A 17,306-nucleotide genomic window follows, 5' to 3' on the forward strand; every position below is an offset into this window, starting at 1 on the left:
TTTTTTTAACCTAATGAAATGTCATTCTAGTTAGTTTCAACTAATTGTACCAGTATAAACTTAATTTTTAGAAAGTGTATTTTCAATTGCCGTAATCATCTTTTCTGAGTCAGGCGACACTTTGCTGTTAAAACGTAAAATTGTTTTGCGATCTGCAGACACTAGGTATTTATAAAAATTCCAATTAGGTGAACTAGTTTGCTCATTTAGATGTTTAAAAATAGGATTGGCATCACTGCCTCGTACTTCACTGGTAGCAAACATAGGAAAAGTAACCCCATAATTAATAAAGCAGACTTTAGCTGTCGCTTTTTCATCATTTTCTTCTTGAAAGAAATCGTCAGAAGGAAACCCTAAGACAACTAACCCCTGACTTTTATATTGTTTGTAAAGTGCTTCTAAGCCTTTAAATTGAGGTGTGAAACCGCAGTTACTGGCTGTATTAACGATCAATAAAGGCTTATTTTTAAACTGACATAAGTTGATTGACTCTTCAGAACGTAACTTACGTATATTGATGTTAGTAAAATCTTGGCATGTTGTGGGCACGTGCTTATCAATTGATTCTGTTTGAGCATGAAGTGGTGTATTTATTAATAAAACCCCTAACCCGAGTAATATTTTTTTTAGCATAACTAACGACCTAAATTTACGATTGTTTGAGTGGATGATCATACGCTAATATGGAGAAAATTGATCAACCATGCAATCTATTATGACAACCCGTTTAGCAACTATAAATGATCTTAGCGAAATCGTAGCGATTTACAACGAGACTATTGCTGGTCGAATGGTGACTGCTGACACTGAAGAAGTCACCGTTGAAGAAAAGCGTGAGTGGTTTAATAGCCATACACAAAAAAGACCTATTTATGTTTACTGTGAGAATAACAAAATACTCGCATGGCTTAGTTATAAATCATTTTATGGTCGCCCAGCTTACGATGGCACTGTTGAAATGAGCATATATATTACCGCAAAAGCACAAGGTAAAGGGCTTGGCAAAAAGTTGATGGAATTTGCACAAATCCAAGCTAAACAACTAAATATACGCGTATTGCTAGGATTTATTTTTAGCCACAACTTACCAAGTGTAAATCTATTTAAACATTTTGGCTTCGATGTTTGGGGAGAGTTGCCCAATGTCGCTATGATGGATAGTAAGCTTTATAGCCTTACTATTTTCGGAAAACATGTAGAATAAAGTTCGTATCTCTTTTAGGTAAAAAAATCTTATGAAATAACGCTAAGAACCTATGCTAACTAAACAATAATAGGCTACGCTATTAATATATTAAGTTAATTATTTTTAAAGTGTAGCTTGATGATTCGGAAAATATTAACAGTAGACAGCAGCACTATTATCGCAATGCGAGTAAAAGTACTTTTAGAGTTAATTGGATGTGAGGTTGAATTAATTCATTTTTCTATGCTCGATATGCATATAAATGCTGATGCGTATGATTTAATTATAGTGGCACATGGAGTACCTGTTATTTCTATTGAACCGTTGATTGCTAAGGTCTCACAATCACGGTTTATGTTGCTTGCTCCAAAAGCTGAAAATGGTGAACAACTAAACGCATTTAGTGAGCTTAATCATGCTGTTGCTAATGCAACTGTAGTTTACCCATTTTTTTCTAATAAGGAGATAACTTCTCTACTTGAGAGTTTATTAGAGCTTGGTTCTAACCATATTCTTCAATTACCCACTATTTTACTGGTTGATCATATACCTGAGCGTCTTGAAAAAATGAAAAGCAGCTTAGTAGGCGCTCATATAAACACCTACACCGCGACAAATTTAGATGAAGTATTGGCAATATCCGTTGATACTAAAATTGATATATTAATTAGTGATTTTAGTTTTGGTGATGTAACTGGGTTAGGTATATTTTCTAGCCTAAAATTAAAGCAGCCACATTGTAGGTGTTTACTTTTTACGTCACGCCCTGATCAAGTGTCCATGATTGAGGCTATTCGTGAGGGAGTTGAAGATGTACTTATTAAACCCCTTAACGATAGTATTCTTTTGCAGTCGGTCCATAAGCTATGGCAAACCGAATTATTGAAACGACATAATGCAGAGTTAGTAGAAAGGCTTCAAGACACCGTAGATGCGCTTATTGAAAAGGATAGCTTATTACAAGTTATTTATAAGCATACACCCGATGCAATTATGTTATTTGAGCGCGGTGGTAAAGTTATCGAAGCGAATGATGCTTGCTTAAAGCTATTTGATTTACCGTTTAATGAATTAGAAAGTAAGTCTCTTTTTGATTTTTTAGATGTTGATTCAAGCGCAGGAATTAAAGATAAAATTTTGACTTTAAATAGTAATCGACAGTTTAGTTGCGATTTACGTTTAACAAAAACACTAGGAGGTTATATACCTCTTGTGGGATCTTTTAATGAAATAGATCACCATGGTGAAATTGCGCTGGCAGTTATTTTTAAAAATGTAACGCACTTAAAACAAAAAGAAGAGTTGCTACTTGAAGCAAAAGATATTTTAGAAGAACAAGTTAGAGCGCGTACCTCACAGTTAGAGCACGCTAAAAATGTGGCTGAAGCCGCCAATTTAAGTAAATCAGAATTTTTAGCAAACATGTCTCACGAACTTCGTACACCAATGCATTCAATTTTAAGCTTTTCTCGTTTTGGCTTAAATAAATTAGAGGTTGGTGATTTTGCGGAAGAAAAATTATTTAAGTACTTGTCTCGAATTGAATCCAGTGGAGAACGGTTACTTTCATTACTTAATAATTTACTGGATCTATCCAAGCTTGATGTGGGTAAATTTCCTTTCAATCCTAGAACACATAATTTAGCTAATATCATTAGAACGAGTATTGATGATGTCGCTGGAACTGCAATGGAAAAAGAGATTGAAATCATTTTTTCAGTGCAGTCTAACCCGGTAGTCGCTCTGTGTGATGAGGAACAAATTAATCAATTAATGTGTAATTTATTAGGTAACGCATTAAAGTTTAGTGAGCCAAAAAGTAAAATTAAAGTGGAATTGGCATCTGAGAACGAGTTTGCAGTAATAGCCGTTATCGATAATGGTATTGGTATACCTGAGGATGAACTTGAAGACATTTTCACTAAATTTGTACAAAGCAGTAAAACCAATAGCGGAGCTGGTGGAACAGGGTTAGGCCTTGCATTATGTAGGGAGTTTGTTTCTTTGCATCAAGGTAATATTACAGCCTTAAATAACACTAATGGCGGCGCTACTATCTGTATACAAATACCACTTAAAATAAACCTAGACGAACACTTAGCACTGCAAAGCAGTTAATTTTTTAAACAAGTGTTTGAAGTAGCATATTTAGAATTTAAATGGATGATGAAACGATGGCTTTAACAAAAATACTCGCAGTGGATGACGAACCCTTTAATCTTGAAATTATAGAAGAGATTCTGGAGGACCTCGATTTTGAATTAAAGGTAGCCGTTAGCGGTCCAGAGTGCTTGAGTATGGTAGAGGACTATATGCCTCAGGTTATATTGCTGGATGTGAGTATGCCACAAATGAATGGTTATGAAGTCTGTAAGAGCCTTAAATCCAACCCAAATACCGCGCATATAATTGTGATGTTTGTATCAGCAAGGGGGACGGTTGAGGAACGTATGGAAGGTTACTCTGTTGGTGCAGAAGATTATATTGTTAAACCGTTTGGACATGACGAACTCAAGTCTAAATTAAATAATTTGAATCAAGTGCTGGTAGAGAAAGAGAGTCTTGAAAAACAAGTTGAAGATGCAACTTCTACAGCATTTAATGCGATGGCTAACAGTAGTGAAATGGGGCAAATAGTTAATTATGTTGAAAATATTGGTTTTATAAATGATCCCCAAAGTTTAGGAAAAGCGCTCATAGATTGTCTACAGTCTTTTAATTTGCAAAGTAACGTAGAGTTTCGATATGCGAATGTTATAGAGCATTTTGCGTTACATGGGGTTTGTTCACCGATTGTTATTGAACTATTTGAAATGCTTAAAAGTAAAGGTCGGTTGCACGAATTTTCACATCGAATTTTGGTTAACTACGAATACATAAGCTTGCTGGTTTTAAATATGCCGGATCATGATCCAGATAAGCATGGACGAATTCGTGACCACGTATGTTTTATTGTCAGTGTTACAGAGCAGCAATTACGAGCAATAATGACCAAAAGAATACTTGTATCCCAGCAAGAACGACTAAATACGGTCGCAAATTCCGTACATAGTAAATTTCATAGTTTAATTGGCTTACTTAACGATAATCGTAAAAATAACGAAAGAGTTTTTAAGCAACTACAAGAAGATCTTGAAGTGCGAATACCAACAATGGGATTAGATGAGGACCAAGAGGTTTTTATTTACAAAAAAGTAGATGAAACAATTCAAAATTCAATTGCAAGAGAGGAGTCAGTTCAAGAAGTTAAAGCCTCTTTTGTTGAGATTGAACAAGACCTGTCATTACTTTTAAAGAGCTAAGTAACCTGAGGACTGGATAATAAATCTATCTTAAGCAGTTTGTTCAGCACTGACTGCGTTGAATTTTCTTGCAATAGGCCCGCGATTGACATGCAAGTTCGCCTGTTTTACTGGAAGTCTCTGGCTAGAGGGAATAAGTTTAAATATAGTTATTATTCAAAATGTTAGTGAATCTCTTAACCAGAGTTCAGGCTAAATATATTTAACTAAATAATGTTACTTTAAAGGCTTACATCAACTGCATTATGCATCTCTGGGTAAGCCTTTTTCTACAATTCTGATTAACCTAGCTGTTTTACGAAGCGCTACTCGTTGTTTATCATTTTGTTGGGAAAGTGCCCATTCAATATGCTCTAAAACAAGTTCACTGCATATTTGGCTTTTGTCTTCTAAGGCATAAATAATAGCGGGACTAAATTGTGCATTACCTAACCCTATTGCTAAGTTACGTAACCAACGTTCGTGACCAATACGGCGAATAGGACTGCCTTCGGTATTTTTTAAAAAAGTAGCTTCATCCCAAGCAAACAACTCAAGTAAATCTTTGTCTTTTAATTGAGTTCGCGGGTGAAAATCGTTTTCGTCAGTAATTTGGCCATAACGATTCCAAGGGCATACTAACTGACAATCATCGCAGCCATAAATTCTATTACCCAATAGAGTCCTGTATTGCTCAGGAATGGGCCCTTGGTGCTCTATTGTTAAGTACGATATGCATTTACGTGCGTCAACGACATAAGGCTCTACAATTGCGCCTGTTGGGCAAAGAGTGATGCAGGCAACGCATTTACCGCAACCTTCAAAGGTGTTTTCGGCGTCTATTGGCAGTGGTAAATCAATAAATAGCTCGCCTAAAAAAAACCACGATCCTGCTTCTTGATTAATTAATAAAGAATGCTTACCACGCCAACCTAACCCCGCTTTTTCGGCGAGTTGACGTTCAAGTACTGGGGCTGAATCTACAAAGGGTCTAAAGCCATATTCACCAATTTCTTGTTCTATTTTTTGGCCGAGTTTTTTTAATCGATTACGCATTAATTTATGATAATCACGACCCAGTGCGTAGCGGCTTATATATGCTTTTTCTTTATTTTTTAAGGTTTTTGCAAAGCCAGCATCGGGTGGGAGGTAATTCATTTTTACTGATATTACACGTTGTGTGCCAGGTACTAATTCAGCTGGGCGAACGCGTTTCATGCCGTGTGAAGCCATGTAGTCCATTGAACCATGAAAGCCAGCATCAAGCCAACGTTGCAGTTGAGCCTCGTGCTTACTTAGGTCAATATCGGTAATACCCACTTCGCTAAAGCCAAGCTCTTGTCCCCAGGTTTTTATTTGCAGGGCTAATTTTTCATAGTCTGGGGTTGGGTTGCTCACACACTTTACACACTTAAATTAATAGCTGCGTAATTTACCATATTTACTAGGGCTTGTTTATCTTTCGGGTTGAATTTAAAGCCATGAGTTTGGTTTTTAAGTAAGGCAAAGCTATGTTGTATGGTTGTTCCCCATAAATAGTCGATAACGCAGCATAGATGCCTGCCATGCGCTGTCTCTAGGTAAAAAAAATTTTAATCCTAAAAGGCCAACAGGCTCTAATAAGTTAAAACGTTTTGCTACAGTACAAAACGTTTTAACTGTTGTTGAGTTTGTAAGCTTAGCTGCTGAGAGTTTTCGCTATCGGCCACAGCAGTGTCGATTAATTGCTTAGCTTGCTCACCTAGCTCTACAATTTGCTCAACAGATTGATGAGTTTGAGTTTGTGTTTGCTCAAGCAGATGCACGGCACTGGCTATTTGTTTCAATTGTTGCTGATTTTGCTCAAATTCATTAAGCATCTTGCTAAACCCGTCAGACGTTGCACTAATTGCACTTTGTGCACTATTAGAGTGGGTGATCAGTTGCTCTGACTCTTTATTTGTTTCGTTTACTAGCTCATTCATTTGGGTAATAAAATCACTAATTTGTCTTGTTGCGCCACTTACTTTTATAGAAAGCGTACGGACTTCATCAGCAACTACAGCAAAGCCTCGTCCAGCTTCACCTGCTCGGGCTGCTTCTATTGCAGCGTTGAGTGCTAATAAGTTGGTTTGATCTGAAAACTCTTCAACCATTTTTAAAATACTACGTATATTTTCACTGTTTTCTTTTAAACCTGCGACCGTATTTGAAAAACTACCTAGCATATTAGTGATTAATTTAACTTGTTCGACAAGCGCTGAAAGCTCTTTAGCTGAGAGTTTTACAAAGTTTAGATGTTCATTATTAACGTTATGGACACTGTCGGTATTAATGACTATGTTTTGTAAGCTTTGCGTTATTTGCATACTCGCATTAATTATACTGTGGCTTAAATGTATTTGTTGCTCGCTTGAGTTATCCGTATTTTTCATTGACTCGGTAACGGCTTTATTACTATTGGCACTGGCTTCAGCGCTACTGTAAGTTGTATTTAGTAGTTCGCCTAAGTGAGTGGTGAAAGTATTGTATTGGATACTTAAATCTCTAAATTCATCATACGAAAAATGCGGAAGTTTTGCGGCTAAATTAGCATCTTGTTGGTTTATTTTTATTAGTGTATCGCGCATCGCGGTAATAGGACGCACGATTAAAAAACGCATATACGAAAGTGTAAAACCAAACCCCATAACAATTACAAGTGTTAAAAGCCAAAATAGCTCTGTACTTTGTTGTTCGCTAAGGCTTTGGTACAACCAAAACAGAGTGATGGCTTGAAATAGAAATACAAAACTTAGATTGCCTACAATTTTACGTGTTAATGTGAAAAAGAAGGTCTGCTCAATGTAATTATAAATTTTCATGTAGCTACTCATTTTACTGAAACCTTTATGGTATTAGTGCTCTTACGTTCTATGTAAGGAGTATAGATGTGTTTAATTATGATCTAACGATAGTAAATATGCTTTAGTTTGTGCCGGGTAGTTGGTAAAAACCCCATCTAAACCATATTCGAGCATTAGTGCTATATCTTGCTCTTTGTCTACTGTGTAGGCATAAATTTTTAGTCCGCGTTGCTTTGCATCATTAGCAAATGCTTTATTAACAAAATTTTTATCTACATGCACACTATAGGCATTTAAATCTTCAGCAAATTTTGCATAGCTTATAGGTATAGAAGACGTTAGTACGCCTATTTTCAACCATGGTAAACGGTTTTTAAGCCACAGTAATTGATGGTGATCAAACGATGATACTAAAACATTGGTACGTGATATTTTTCCCATGCTTATATTGTATTCAAGTTGAGTCGCAAGTTTTTCAAGTTCAAAAGTATGCTTAAGCTCTAGGTTGAGTAATGTTTTATCGTTATTCCAATCTAATAACTGCTGTAAGTTAGGTACATACTCACCATTTCCCGCGTCAAGCTTGGCTATTGTTACAGCGTCAAATTCATTGACCTTACCTGTGCCATTAGTCGTTCTATCAAGCCATGAATCGTGGATTAACATGTAATCATCAATAGCACTTTGTATATCTACTTCAATGCCATCTACACCTATTTTTAGCGCTTCTAAAATAGCACTTTTAGTGTTTTCTGGGAAATGTCCGCTTGCGCCTCTGTGTGCAAATACTTTCATTTACGTGCCTTTTTTGTGATTGACCAAGTTTCAAAGCAGGCGGCACTAACAATTAATGTGCCACCTATTAGTGTCATTGCTGATGGGCGTTCATGTATTATAATAATCGCTAATAGTGTGCCATAGAGAGGTTGAAGGCAAGAAATGAGCCCCGCAGTAGCTGCAGATAAATGTTTTAAACTGGCTGCAAATAGTGAATGAGGCGTAGCTGTAAATATTACCCCTGCAATCAAAATTAATAACAAATCATGGTTACTTACTTCATACACAGGTACTTTTATAAATGCACATAGCATAAGGCTTGCAACCAAGGTTTGATAAAACATAGTTTGTGGGCCACCGTATTGGCTAAAGTAACGTTTGTGAGTGATGTTTCTTATTGAAAAAAAGAATGCTGACACTACGCCTGTTATCACTCCAAGAGTTACGTCGTCACCTAAGCTGGCAGTAGGGACAAGAAGGTAAATACCTAATATAACCACCGCTGCACTAAGTATATCTTTAGCTTTGGGTTTACTCTTATTAAATAAAGGCTCTAAAAATACAGTAATTACTGGATAACTAAAAAATGCGAGCATCCCAATTGTTATACCCGCCATTTGCATACCAGCAAAGTAGGTAACCCAATGTATACCTACCGCCACACCGAGCAATATAGCCATTAAATAATCTTTAGGTTTATTAAGCTTAATAGGTTTTTTTTGCATACTTAGCAAAAACCAAATCGCAATGCCAGCAACTGCGGTTCTATAGACGGTTATATCAAGTGCATTTAAGCCAATGAGCTTTGCAAATAGAGCGGTTCCGCCAAAAAGTAATACGGCAATATGTAAATAAAGCAGGCTTTGCTGTTGGGGTTGCATTGAGTTTCCTTGTTATGCTTTTTTAGCATATTAGCATCGGTTAAAAATTCTTGAGATGATTTTTTTAATACATGACAAATGTCAGTAAAGTTAATGACATTCCACACTCATATTATTTTTGCACATTAGCATAATTACTCTACTTAATTGGCAGGGCGGGATCACACTTTGTAAATAAACAAATTTTATGATCTAATACCATAAATTTCATCACCTTAAACTTATTATGTCACTCTTCTCACATTTAGAACTCGTCAAAGATAATCGTTCACATATAAATCAGCACCATAACTTAGTTGATGTGCTTTTTCTTATTATTACTGCCGTTACATCAGGGTGTGAAAACTGGCAAGACATTGAAGTCTATGGCGAAAGTAAGCTTAATTGGTTAAGAGGATTTCGTTCTTTCAAAAATGGCATACCCACTCGACATAGTATTGCTCGGATTTTTAGAACCGTTGATACTGACTCATTACTACTCGCGATGTATAGCTGGGTCAATCAAAACCGCGTTAAGTCAGCGCATCCTGTCATTGCCTTCGATGGCAAAACTATTCGCGGAGCAAGTAAACACATTGCTGATAAATTACACCTCGTCTCAGCATTTGATTGTGAGGCAGGTCTCACATTATTCCACCAAACAGTTGGCAGTAAGACGAATGAAATACCGGCAGTTCGGGATTTATTGAAAATACTCGATATCAATAACACCGTTATTACACTTGATGCTTTGCACTGCCAAAAAGAAACGCTAAAACAGCTAATTAGCAGACATGCAGATTATCTAGTGCAAGCAAAGGGTAATCAAAAGAAACTTTATAGCGCGATTCAAGATGCATTTACACACCAGTATGAATCTGAAAACTCAGAGATACTTAGTCATGTAACACAAGATGAAGGGCATGGGCGAAAAGAAGTACGCACGATAGATTGTCTTGATGCGCGTTTATTACCGAGTGAAATTAAAGAGAGCTGGCCATCAGTTAGAACAATCGTTGCGGTGCAGCGAGAGCGAACGAAGGGTAATAGAACGAGTATTGACACACATTACTACCTAACATCGTTGACAGACAATATATTGATAAGTAAAGCAATAAGACAACATTGGCTGATAGAAAATCAGCAACACTGGATACTGGATGTCGTATTTAAAGAAGATGCCTGTCAAATACATGAGCCATTAAGTGCGCAACATATGGCACTATTTAGACGCGTCGTTAGGAACATGATAAAGCAGCATACGAAAAGCAAGGGGTCAATAAGAAGTAAGTGTGTAAGAGCTTGTTATGATGATGCTTTTAGAGAAGAACTTCTTTTTGGTTAACATTTTTAACAAAGTATGCTCGCGCCCTGACTTAATTGGAGGTAGTTATGAATTCCTTAATTTTATTTAGTTTGACTCTTAGTGAAGCGCTAGAAACATTAAATTTTACTATTAGTGACGCATATTGCTTTATGCTGATATGTATTTTCGTGTTATTTATATTTAGTAATAAAAACAAAATTATAAATAAAAATAATATACCAGAGGTATTAGCATGAGTTCACTTAGTGTCTTTTCTAAGCAAAGCGATAAAGGTTTTTGGAAATATGGACATCTAATTTTTACTGGCTTTTACTTACTTCCGATGATAATCGATTTTGCTCATTTCACGAGTGAGAAAATCGTTATTTCTTTAGCTTTTTATATTGCTTTTATTCTTTTATATGTAAAAGCAATAAATTGTAAAGGTACTGGTGTAACTAAGTTATTTGTAGCAATGCTATTAATTTGCTTCAGTGCTACTTTTTACAGCACTGGCACTCCTACCTTGTTTGGCTTTGCAGCCTATATAGCAGGCTATGCATACAGCAAGCATCAAAGAGTTTATGCCGCATTAGCGATTATATTCTCAGTTTTATTAAGCGCATATATTGGTGATATAGGAAAGGATCAGTACTTTTTAGCGATTGCTTTAATTTTATGCGCTGCGTTTTTAGCTACGGCATTGCAGAAAGAAGGGAGCGTCAATATAAAAAGCGTGAACAAGAAAATGCAAACCAACTAGAGCAATTAGCAGCAATTGCAGAGCGAGAGCGAATAGCTCGTGATTTACATGATATTTTAGGCCATTCACTTTCATCAATAGCTCTAAAAGCCGAGCTTGCCAACAAATTACATAACGCTGAGCGGTTTGAACAAGCTGGAAATGAAATTACCCAAGTAGCCGATTTAGCCCGTGCGCTTTTATCAGATGTTCGTCACGCTGTAACCGATTTAAAACAGCAGCAACTGACAGGGCAAGTTGAGCAACTAAGACAGCGCTTAGAGGAGCAAAACATTATCACTAATGTAACGCTTAATTTACCGGTGTTACCTGCAGTAATAGAAAGCGAGCTGTGTTTAATTATTAAAGAAAGCGTGACGAATATTTTACGTCATAGTAAAGCCAATCAATGCGATATTAATCTCACATCAACTAAACAAAGCATAACGCTAAATTTATTTAATAACGGTGATTGTGAAAATATCACTCCTGGCAATGGTTTAACGGGTATTAAACAGCGCGTAGCAAAATTAAATGGCCAAGTGAAATTTGAAATTCAAAATGGATTTAAACTTACAGCACACATTCCTTTGCCATAAGCAAAGTTAAAAATACCAAGTAAAGGAAAAAGTATGATCAAAGTATTTTTAGTAGAAGACCAAGGGTTAGTTCGCGATGCTATATCGGCATTACTAAGTCTCGACTTTAATATAGAAGTAATAGGCCAGGCGTGCGACGGACAAGCTGCACTTGATCATCTATCTAGTTTATCAAACGTATTACTACCCAGGGCAAGAGCATGAAAAAAGTCTATGCGTTCAGTACCTTTTCAAGGTAGGCTGTACTGCGCATAGCTTTTTTCTGTTTTGCGGGCATGCCTTTACTAAAGCTTTTTTCTGCTTTTAGCTGATTAAATGCGATGTGTCTCAGCCCCGCAAATACAGGTGCTGCACCTTCGCGCCTAATTCGACACTCATCTTCTTTAAATCCTACATCTAAACGCCAATGTAATCCATTTTCTATTTGCCAATGTTGTCGTGCTCCTCTCGCGAGTTCTTCCGCTGTTAAATTCGCTGAACTAATATAGTATCTATAGCATAACTCATTGCTTAATTTACCTTTTTCTTTTCTATAAGAAACAATAACACCCACTGTTTTTACACCTTCCCAGTGTATCGTTTCTGATAAACCGCTCACGTTATGGCTCACTGCACAGCACCTAAATTCTTTTCTATTTTTTTTGATAATCGGCTTCGTTAAACAAGAGCCCATCAGATGCTTGTCGTGCTACCTCAGGTAATAACACATCTTCTATTTGTGACAGTAGCCTTTTATGGTTTGCTTTTACCGCAAGTAAGTAATCGGCTTCTTTACCAACTATTTTTTTTGCAATTGATTTTTGACACCCCATAGCGTCAATCGTTACTAAGCAGCCTTTTATCTCTAATAATTCAAGCAGCTCTGGCAACGCTTTTATTTCATTCGACTTTTTATCAACAGGGCATTGTGCCAAAACAACACCATTTTCGCATGCAAATGCACTGATCATATAAAGCGCATCGCGTCTATCTGACTGATTAAATGAACCTTTCAATCGTTTACCGTCAATAGCAACTACACCGCCTTGAGTTAATTTGGAGCAGGCTTTCATCCAAGAAGAAAAGGAATCTTGGAATTGCGTCATGTCAATACGGCTCATTACACGAGCAATTGTGTCATGGCGAGGGATCCCTTGTTCAAGAAGAACATATTTTCTGAGCCAATCTAGTCTATCATGACCAAAATCTTCAATCTCTTCCCAGCCCTGACAGCCTGAAACAACAGCGCTAACAGCTAAGAATATGATATCAAATAGTTTATGAACAACTTTACCTTGTTGGCGAGGGTCGTCGATTGATTCGAAATATTTAAATAGCTGAATGTTAGACATGGGGATGCTCCTTAAAAAAGGAGTATAAGATCATACTTTTAAGTCAAGGTAAAGTTCGTGATCTTGCCCTGGGTGGGTGTGTTTTTTACGTAATATAAAGCCACTTTTTTGTAGACGTAAAAAAGCCTGCATAAAAGCAGGCTTTAGTTTCTAGGGAAAATTAAAATTTAGCGCGAATACCAAAGCTGTAACGGCGATCCGCTTCAGTGTACTTCCAAGCACCACCTAGTTCAGATAGGTAAATAGAAGGCTCACCCGTTAAGTTGGTCGCATTACCTACTAAGGTCACGTTTTCGTTAATATCCCAGCTTGCAGAGAAGTCTAACTGGCCTCTGTCGTCACGGTAGTTATTACCGTAAACAGTACCTTCTGCTGAAATACTGCCGTCTGAGTTAATATTTTCTACACGTTTCTCGTTTTCAGTATCTAAGAAACTGTCACGGTAGTTATAAGCTAGACGAGTAGAGAAACCTTCGTATTCCCAAAATACTTGTAAGTTATACGTATTTTTAGAAATATCTAATAACGGGTTACCGTTTGGTTGCTCGCTGTCTGCGTATGTGTAGTTTGCGTTAATGCCTAAGCCAGAAAATGCACCAGGTAGGTCTGTAAAGAACTGTTGGTAACCAACTTCAAAGCCTTGTACTGAGCCGTTTTCACCGTTTTCACCGTTTACATTTTTAACAGTATCGATACCCGTTAGTCCTGCGTCACGTAAGCCTGCTACATGGTTAAAGCCATCAGCATCTACTGGGAAGTCAGTTGCATCTGAGTAAACTAGGTTGTCTTGAGATACACCTGCAACGTCAAGCTGACATACTTGGTTCCACTGAGTTACGTTTTGACCTGTTGAAGTGCTTGATGCAGCTACACAGCTACTTTCGTTACTTAAGAAAGACTCAACATCTTTATAAAATACTGCGAAAGATAGTACGTTACCTTCATCAAAGTAATGCTCTACAGATAAGTCGTATTGCGTTGCACGGTATGGTTCTAAATCAATAGAGCCTTGCGTTGCACCTGTAATGTCATTATTAACGTCAAATGCAGGGCTTAGCTCACTAAAGTCAGCGCGGCGCATAACTTTTGCAGCAGCAAAGCGGAATAATGTTTCGTCTGAGTAGTTATACGTTACGTTTAAGCTTGGTAAAAAGTCGCTGTAGTCATTGTCGCCAGTTACTTTTTCGCCATTAAGAAATACGCTTGATTCTAAATCTGTAGTTACATAACGACCACCCACAATTGCAGTGATGTTATCAAAGTCTAAGTAGGCTGATATATACACGGCAGCTGTATCTTCAACTACGTTACGGTATGCGCTTTCTTGGAACTCTTGGTTATCTGAAAGACTACCTGTTGACGCTAAGTTAGTACCTGCAAGTAACTGCTGAAGTTGAGCGTAAGTATTGGCCGGGTTAGATAAACCGTTGTAGCTTAAAAAGGTTAGTAGGTCGTTTTGTCCCGAATGACCTAATTGGTCAAATGAGTTGTCGTGGCTAACTGTTGTAAAGCTATTTGAAAAAGCAGCGTTGTAGTCATCAACCCATAAAGTGGCTAACGAACCGTCTGAGTCGTTAAATGCATTTTTATAAATGTCTTTAATTTCTACTTTGTATTGTTCGTATTCGTAATCACGGTTAGTAACACGTACACCTGCTTTTACTTTAGATACCCAACTTAAGCTGCTGAGAGGCTCAAACATTTCAACATCAAAACGAACCGCTGTTTCATCATTGTTTGTTCTTTTATCTTCACTTTTAAAAGTACGTAATGCTAAGTTTTGCGGGTCGGTAAATGCATTTGGATCTGAATGAATGATGCTTGGTAATTTATTACCGTTTTGCGAAAATGCACCATCATATAAATGATTTACTAAATCAACCCCACCGCTAGCTTCAAAGGTCAACTTTTCGATTGGACGAAGTGTAAATTCAGAATCAGGCCTTACGCTTTCTGATGATGCTACCGCAATTTCACCAGAGATTTTTATGCTGTCAGTAAGGTTCCACTCTGCACCAAGTGCATTTGAAAACGAGTCGGTTTCACGAAAGTCACTGTATGTTTTTGGGATACCAAATTCGTTTGTTAGCGTGTAGTTGTTTACGCCGTTAGCACCTTGAGTTGTGTTTGAATCTGTTGATAATGAGCCAACGACACCTAAAATAGAATTACCAGCTTGCTCGCCAGAGCGCTTAGTACCGCTTAAATCAAGGTACACCATGCCGTTACCAGATGTTGGTGCCCACTGAAGAGATAAATTTACAGCAGTACGTTCACGTTTTTCTACGTATTGTTCAACACTGTGCTCATCTCTAACAATGGCATTACCACTAGGTGTATTATCTTCTTGACCGTTAATTTCGATATCTTGAGGTTTAACTCGGCTAGATGTTTCATCTTGACGAATTTCACGATCTTGATATGAAAACATAGCAATGGCACCAAAAGTACCCATTTCGTCAAAGTCCCAATTGTTACCAATTGAGCCGCTAAAAATAGGTGCAATATTCTCTGTTTTATCAGCGTATTCGCCATCTAACGAAACTGCGCCGGTTAGCTTATCCAGCTCTAGTGGGCGAACTGTCTTTAAACTCACTGTTCCGCCTAATGCACCTTCAATCATATCGGCAGTAGGCGATTTAACTACTTCTACTGTTTTTAAGAAGCTTGATGGGTAATCTTGTAAGCTAATGCCGTCACGAGAGTCACCAATCGTAGAGCGGCCATTTAATTCAACACGGTTTTGAGGTAAGCCACGAATAGAAACACTGTCACCCACACCAAAGTCGGTATTAATAGATACGCCAGTAATACGTTGCAGTGCTTCTGCAATGTTATTGTCTGGTAATTTACCTATATCTTCAGCAACAATAGCATCAACAATACGCCCATCAGTACGTTTAAGCATTGCCGCAGCTTTCATGCTACCTAGCATGCCTTTTACTTCAATAACTTCAATATCATCAGATGCGGTTTCTGAAGCAGTTGGAGCCTCTTGCGCTGCAATATTAGAAGAAGCCATTAATAAAAGGGCTGCTGCACTGATTGTTGTAGAGCTACTTCTTTTATGTTTATTAGTTAATGTTGAAGTAATTTGATTGAGTTTCATGTATCTCTCCCGTTTGGGTACGACTTAACGTCATTGTGTGTGTTGTTACTTGTTTTGGTTAACCAATTTAACTGCTTTTTCCTGTGGTGTGTCATACAGGTGGTATGGTTGAAATTAGTCAAATTCAGCTTTTATTACAACCTTTGTTTACCAAAATTTCACAATGTGTATTACAAAAACTTCTTTTATTTTGTTTATATTTAATAAATTTAATGGCTTATGGTGTGTTTTTATTTTTTATATTTTGAATGAATTTTATTGAAGTATCTTTACCAAAGGCATTTTTATATATTATTTGTACTATTTAATATATTTTTTAGTACTATTTTGAAATTTTATGTCGTACTTTTATACGTGTTTAGTTTACTTTTTAAGTGATATTGAATTGGAAGAGCGACCATTAAAAGTTCTAAATGATTTATAAATTTTCGAAATAGTGGAGAGGTTAAAATAATTAAAAATCATTTTGGTAATACCAATTTTCTATTGTTTTTATATTGATTTTGTACTAGCTGGGGTGGGGGGCGATACACTAGGTAGTGATAAATAGATTTTTACGCAAAAAAAAGCCCAGCATAATAATGCTGGGCTTTCTTACTTTAGATGTATTAGCTTTGTAATTCGCCTGTAGATGATTCTAAATGTGCTCGCATGAACCACTGAAATTGCTCTAAATCAGCCAGTTGGCTGGTGATCATATCTTCAGAGACCGGATCTAGCTCAGAAAGAGTCTCAATTGCTTTGCGGTGATCGGCATTAACGCCGTTATATACTTTATCAAGTGCAGCTAAATGCTCGGTCACTAGCCCTTTACCAATTGAGTATTCGCTCCATGTTCGGCGATCTACAATTGATTTTGGAGTACCCACTGGTACTCCACCAAGAGTCGCAATTCGCTCAGCGATGGTGTCTGTCATTTCGCGCACAATGTCTACCTGTGGGTCTATCATTTCGTGTACGCCAATAAAGTTTGGTCCCACTACATTCCAATGAATATGTTTTAAAGTTAGTTGTAAGTCTATCAATGCAACCATGCGGTTATCGAGGGTAGCTATTGTTTTTTGGGCTGATTCGTCACTCATACCTGGCGCGGTAAATTTAGTTGTTTTGTTTGATTCGTTATTGTTACTCATAATTTCTCCTACTTAACTAATGTGTTGCTCATATATATGTTGCGTGATGAGCGTGACTTAAGCTTAATAAAGCAACTGCTATGCCGTAAGTTGATTTATTTAAAAAGTAATTCAAAAACAAGTGGTTACATTTTAACTTAAGGTTTTTAAGGCTGAA

At 37.1% G+C, this 17,306-nt stretch carries 13 protein-coding genes and 2 pseudogenes; 6 read left to right on the plus strand and 9 right to left on the minus strand.

Translation table 11 applies throughout. The annotated features are described in order from the left end of the window. Positions 1–60: 60 nt before the first annotated feature. Complete coding sequence (locus AC0VZ4_RS03220; RefSeq protein WP_475440889.1) at positions 61–633, minus strand: glutathione peroxidase; 573 nt, start codon at positions 631–633, stop codon at positions 61–63. Positions 634–715: 82 nt separating this feature from the next. Between AC0VZ4_RS03220 and AC0VZ4_RS03225 the strand changes: the two genes are divergently transcribed. The 3 genes from AC0VZ4_RS03225 (at position 716) to AC0VZ4_RS03235 (ending at position 4,488) form a co-directional block, all read left to right on the plus strand. Then, entirely contained in the window at positions 716–1,204 is a 489-nt protein-coding gene (locus AC0VZ4_RS03225) for a GNAT family N-acetyltransferase (protein WP_033015403.1), read from the plus strand. Positions 1,205–1,324: 120 nt separating this feature from the next. Next, positions 1,325–3,304, plus strand: coding sequence for an ATP-binding protein (locus AC0VZ4_RS03230; RefSeq protein ID WP_475440890.1), 1,980 nt, complete (start codon positions 1,325–1,327; stop codon positions 3,302–3,304). A 56-nt stretch (positions 3,305–3,360) separates the two neighbouring features. Then, positions 3,361–4,488, plus strand: a complete 1,128-nt coding sequence (locus AC0VZ4_RS03235) for a response regulator (protein ID WP_475441608.1) — start codon at positions 3,361–3,363, stop codon at positions 4,486–4,488. 243 nt (positions 4,489–4,731) lie between these two features. Here AC0VZ4_RS03235 and queG read toward each other — a convergent pair whose 3' ends face one another. From queG to AC0VZ4_RS03255, 4 genes are all read right to left on the minus strand, one after another. Further along, on the minus strand, positions 4,732–5,865 hold the full coding sequence (gene queG, locus AC0VZ4_RS03240; protein ID WP_475440891.1) for a tRNA epoxyqueuosine(34) reductase QueG: 1,134 nt from the start codon (positions 5,863–5,865) through the stop codon (positions 4,732–4,734). A 239-nt stretch (positions 5,866–6,104) separates the two neighbouring features. Further along, entirely contained in the window at positions 6,105–7,322 is a 1,218-nt protein-coding gene (locus tag AC0VZ4_RS03245; protein WP_475440892.1) for a methyl-accepting chemotaxis protein, read from the minus strand. Positions 7,323–7,382: 60 nt separating this feature from the next. Further along, positions 7,383–8,087, minus strand: a complete 705-nt coding sequence (locus tag AC0VZ4_RS03250) for a glycerophosphodiester phosphodiesterase (protein WP_007376954.1) — start codon at positions 8,085–8,087, stop codon at positions 7,383–7,385. After that, the gene (locus tag AC0VZ4_RS03255; RefSeq protein ID WP_008135050.1) at positions 8,084–8,950 is read right to left on the minus strand and encodes a DMT family transporter; all 867 of its coding nucleotides are present in this window, start codon (positions 8,948–8,950) and stop codon (positions 8,084–8,086) included. Before AC0VZ4_RS03255 ends, AC0VZ4_RS03250 begins: the two co-directional genes overlap by 4 nt. Positions 8,951–9,176: 226 nt before the next feature. Between AC0VZ4_RS03255 and AC0VZ4_RS03260 the strand changes: the two genes are divergently transcribed. The 3 genes and pseudogenes from AC0VZ4_RS03260 to AC0VZ4_RS03270 form a co-directional block, all read left to right on the plus strand. After that, complete coding sequence (locus AC0VZ4_RS03260) at positions 9,177–10,274, plus strand: ISAs1-like element ISPsesp1 family transposase (RefSeq protein ID WP_475439755.1); 1,098 nt, start codon at positions 9,177–9,179, stop codon at positions 10,272–10,274. Between the two features lie 214 nt (positions 10,275–10,488). Then, a pseudogene (locus AC0VZ4_RS03265) lies at positions 10,489–11,576 on the plus strand (sensor histidine kinase). Between the two features lie 33 nt (positions 11,577–11,609). Next, positions 11,610–11,765: pseudogene (locus AC0VZ4_RS03270) on the plus strand (helix-turn-helix domain-containing protein); the annotation flags it as partial. Between the two features lie 22 nt (positions 11,766–11,787). Here AC0VZ4_RS03270 and AC0VZ4_RS03275 read toward each other — a convergent pair. From AC0VZ4_RS03275 to dps, 4 genes are all read right to left on the minus strand, one after another. Next, the gene (locus tag AC0VZ4_RS03275) at positions 11,788–12,249 is read right to left on the minus strand and encodes an ISAs1 family transposase (protein WP_475440893.1); all 462 of its coding nucleotides are present in this window, start codon (positions 12,247–12,249) and stop codon (positions 11,788–11,790) included. Continuing rightward, positions 12,209–12,907, minus strand: a complete 699-nt coding sequence (locus AC0VZ4_RS03280; RefSeq protein WP_475440894.1) for an ISAs1 family transposase — start codon at positions 12,905–12,907, stop codon at positions 12,209–12,211. Before AC0VZ4_RS03280 ends, AC0VZ4_RS03275 begins: the two co-directional genes overlap by 41 nt. Before the next feature lie 160 nt (positions 12,908–13,067). Then, positions 13,068–16,016, minus strand: coding sequence for a TonB-dependent receptor (locus tag AC0VZ4_RS03285; protein ID WP_475440895.1), 2,949 nt, complete (start codon positions 16,014–16,016; stop codon positions 13,068–13,070). Between the two features lie 608 nt (positions 16,017–16,624). Beyond that, positions 16,625–17,149: a DNA starvation/stationary phase protection protein Dps gene (gene dps / locus AC0VZ4_RS03290; protein ID WP_475440896.1), complete on the minus strand. Its 525-nt coding sequence runs from the start codon at positions 17,147–17,149 to the stop codon at positions 16,625–16,627. Between the last annotated feature and the right edge of the window lie 157 nt (positions 17,150–17,306).

It is taken from the genome of Pseudoalteromonas sp. QJM3NY_22 (assembly GCF_056173065.1).

Bases quoted from the DNA above. Each gene is read 5' to 3' on its own strand.
- AC0VZ4_RS03245 (WP_475440892.1), bottom strand. From the start codon at position 7,322: ATGAGTAGCTACATGAAAATTTATAATTACATTGAGCAGACCTTCTTT.
- AC0VZ4_RS03235 (WP_475441608.1), top strand. From the start codon at position 3,361: ATGGCTTTAACAAAAATACTCGCAGTGGATGACGAACCCTTTAATCTT.
- AC0VZ4_RS03255 (WP_008135050.1), bottom strand. From the start codon at position 8,950: ATGCAACCCCAACAGCAAAGCCTGCTTTATTTACATATTGCCGTATTA.
- AC0VZ4_RS03285 (WP_475440895.1), bottom strand. From the start codon at position 16,016: ATGAAACTCAATCAAATTACTTCAACATTAACTAATAAACATAAAAGA.
- AC0VZ4_RS03225 (WP_033015403.1), top strand. From the start codon at position 716: ATGACAACCCGTTTAGCAACTATAAATGATCTTAGCGAAATCGTAGCG.
- AC0VZ4_RS03230 (WP_475440890.1), top strand. From the start codon at position 1,325: ATGATTCGGAAAATATTAACAGTAGACAGCAGCACTATTATCGCAATG.
- AC0VZ4_RS03220 (WP_475440889.1), bottom strand. From the start codon at position 633: ATGCTAAAAAAAATATTACTCGGGTTAGGGGTTTTATTAATAAATACA.
- AC0VZ4_RS03275 (WP_475440893.1), bottom strand. From the start codon at position 12,249: ATGGGCTCTTGTTTAACGAAGCCGATTATCAAAAAAAATAGAAAAGAA.
- AC0VZ4_RS03280 (WP_475440894.1), bottom strand. From the start codon at position 12,907: ATGTCTAACATTCAGCTATTTAAATATTTCGAATCAATCGACGACCCT.
- AC0VZ4_RS03250 (WP_007376954.1), bottom strand. From the start codon at position 8,087: ATGAAAGTATTTGCACACAGAGGCGCAAGCGGACATTTCCCAGAAAAC.
- dps (WP_475440896.1), bottom strand. From the start codon at position 17,149: ATGAGTAACAATAACGAATCAAACAAAACAACTAAATTTACCGCGCCA.
- AC0VZ4_RS03260 (WP_475439755.1), top strand. From the start codon at position 9,177: ATGTCACTCTTCTCACATTTAGAACTCGTCAAAGATAATCGTTCACAT.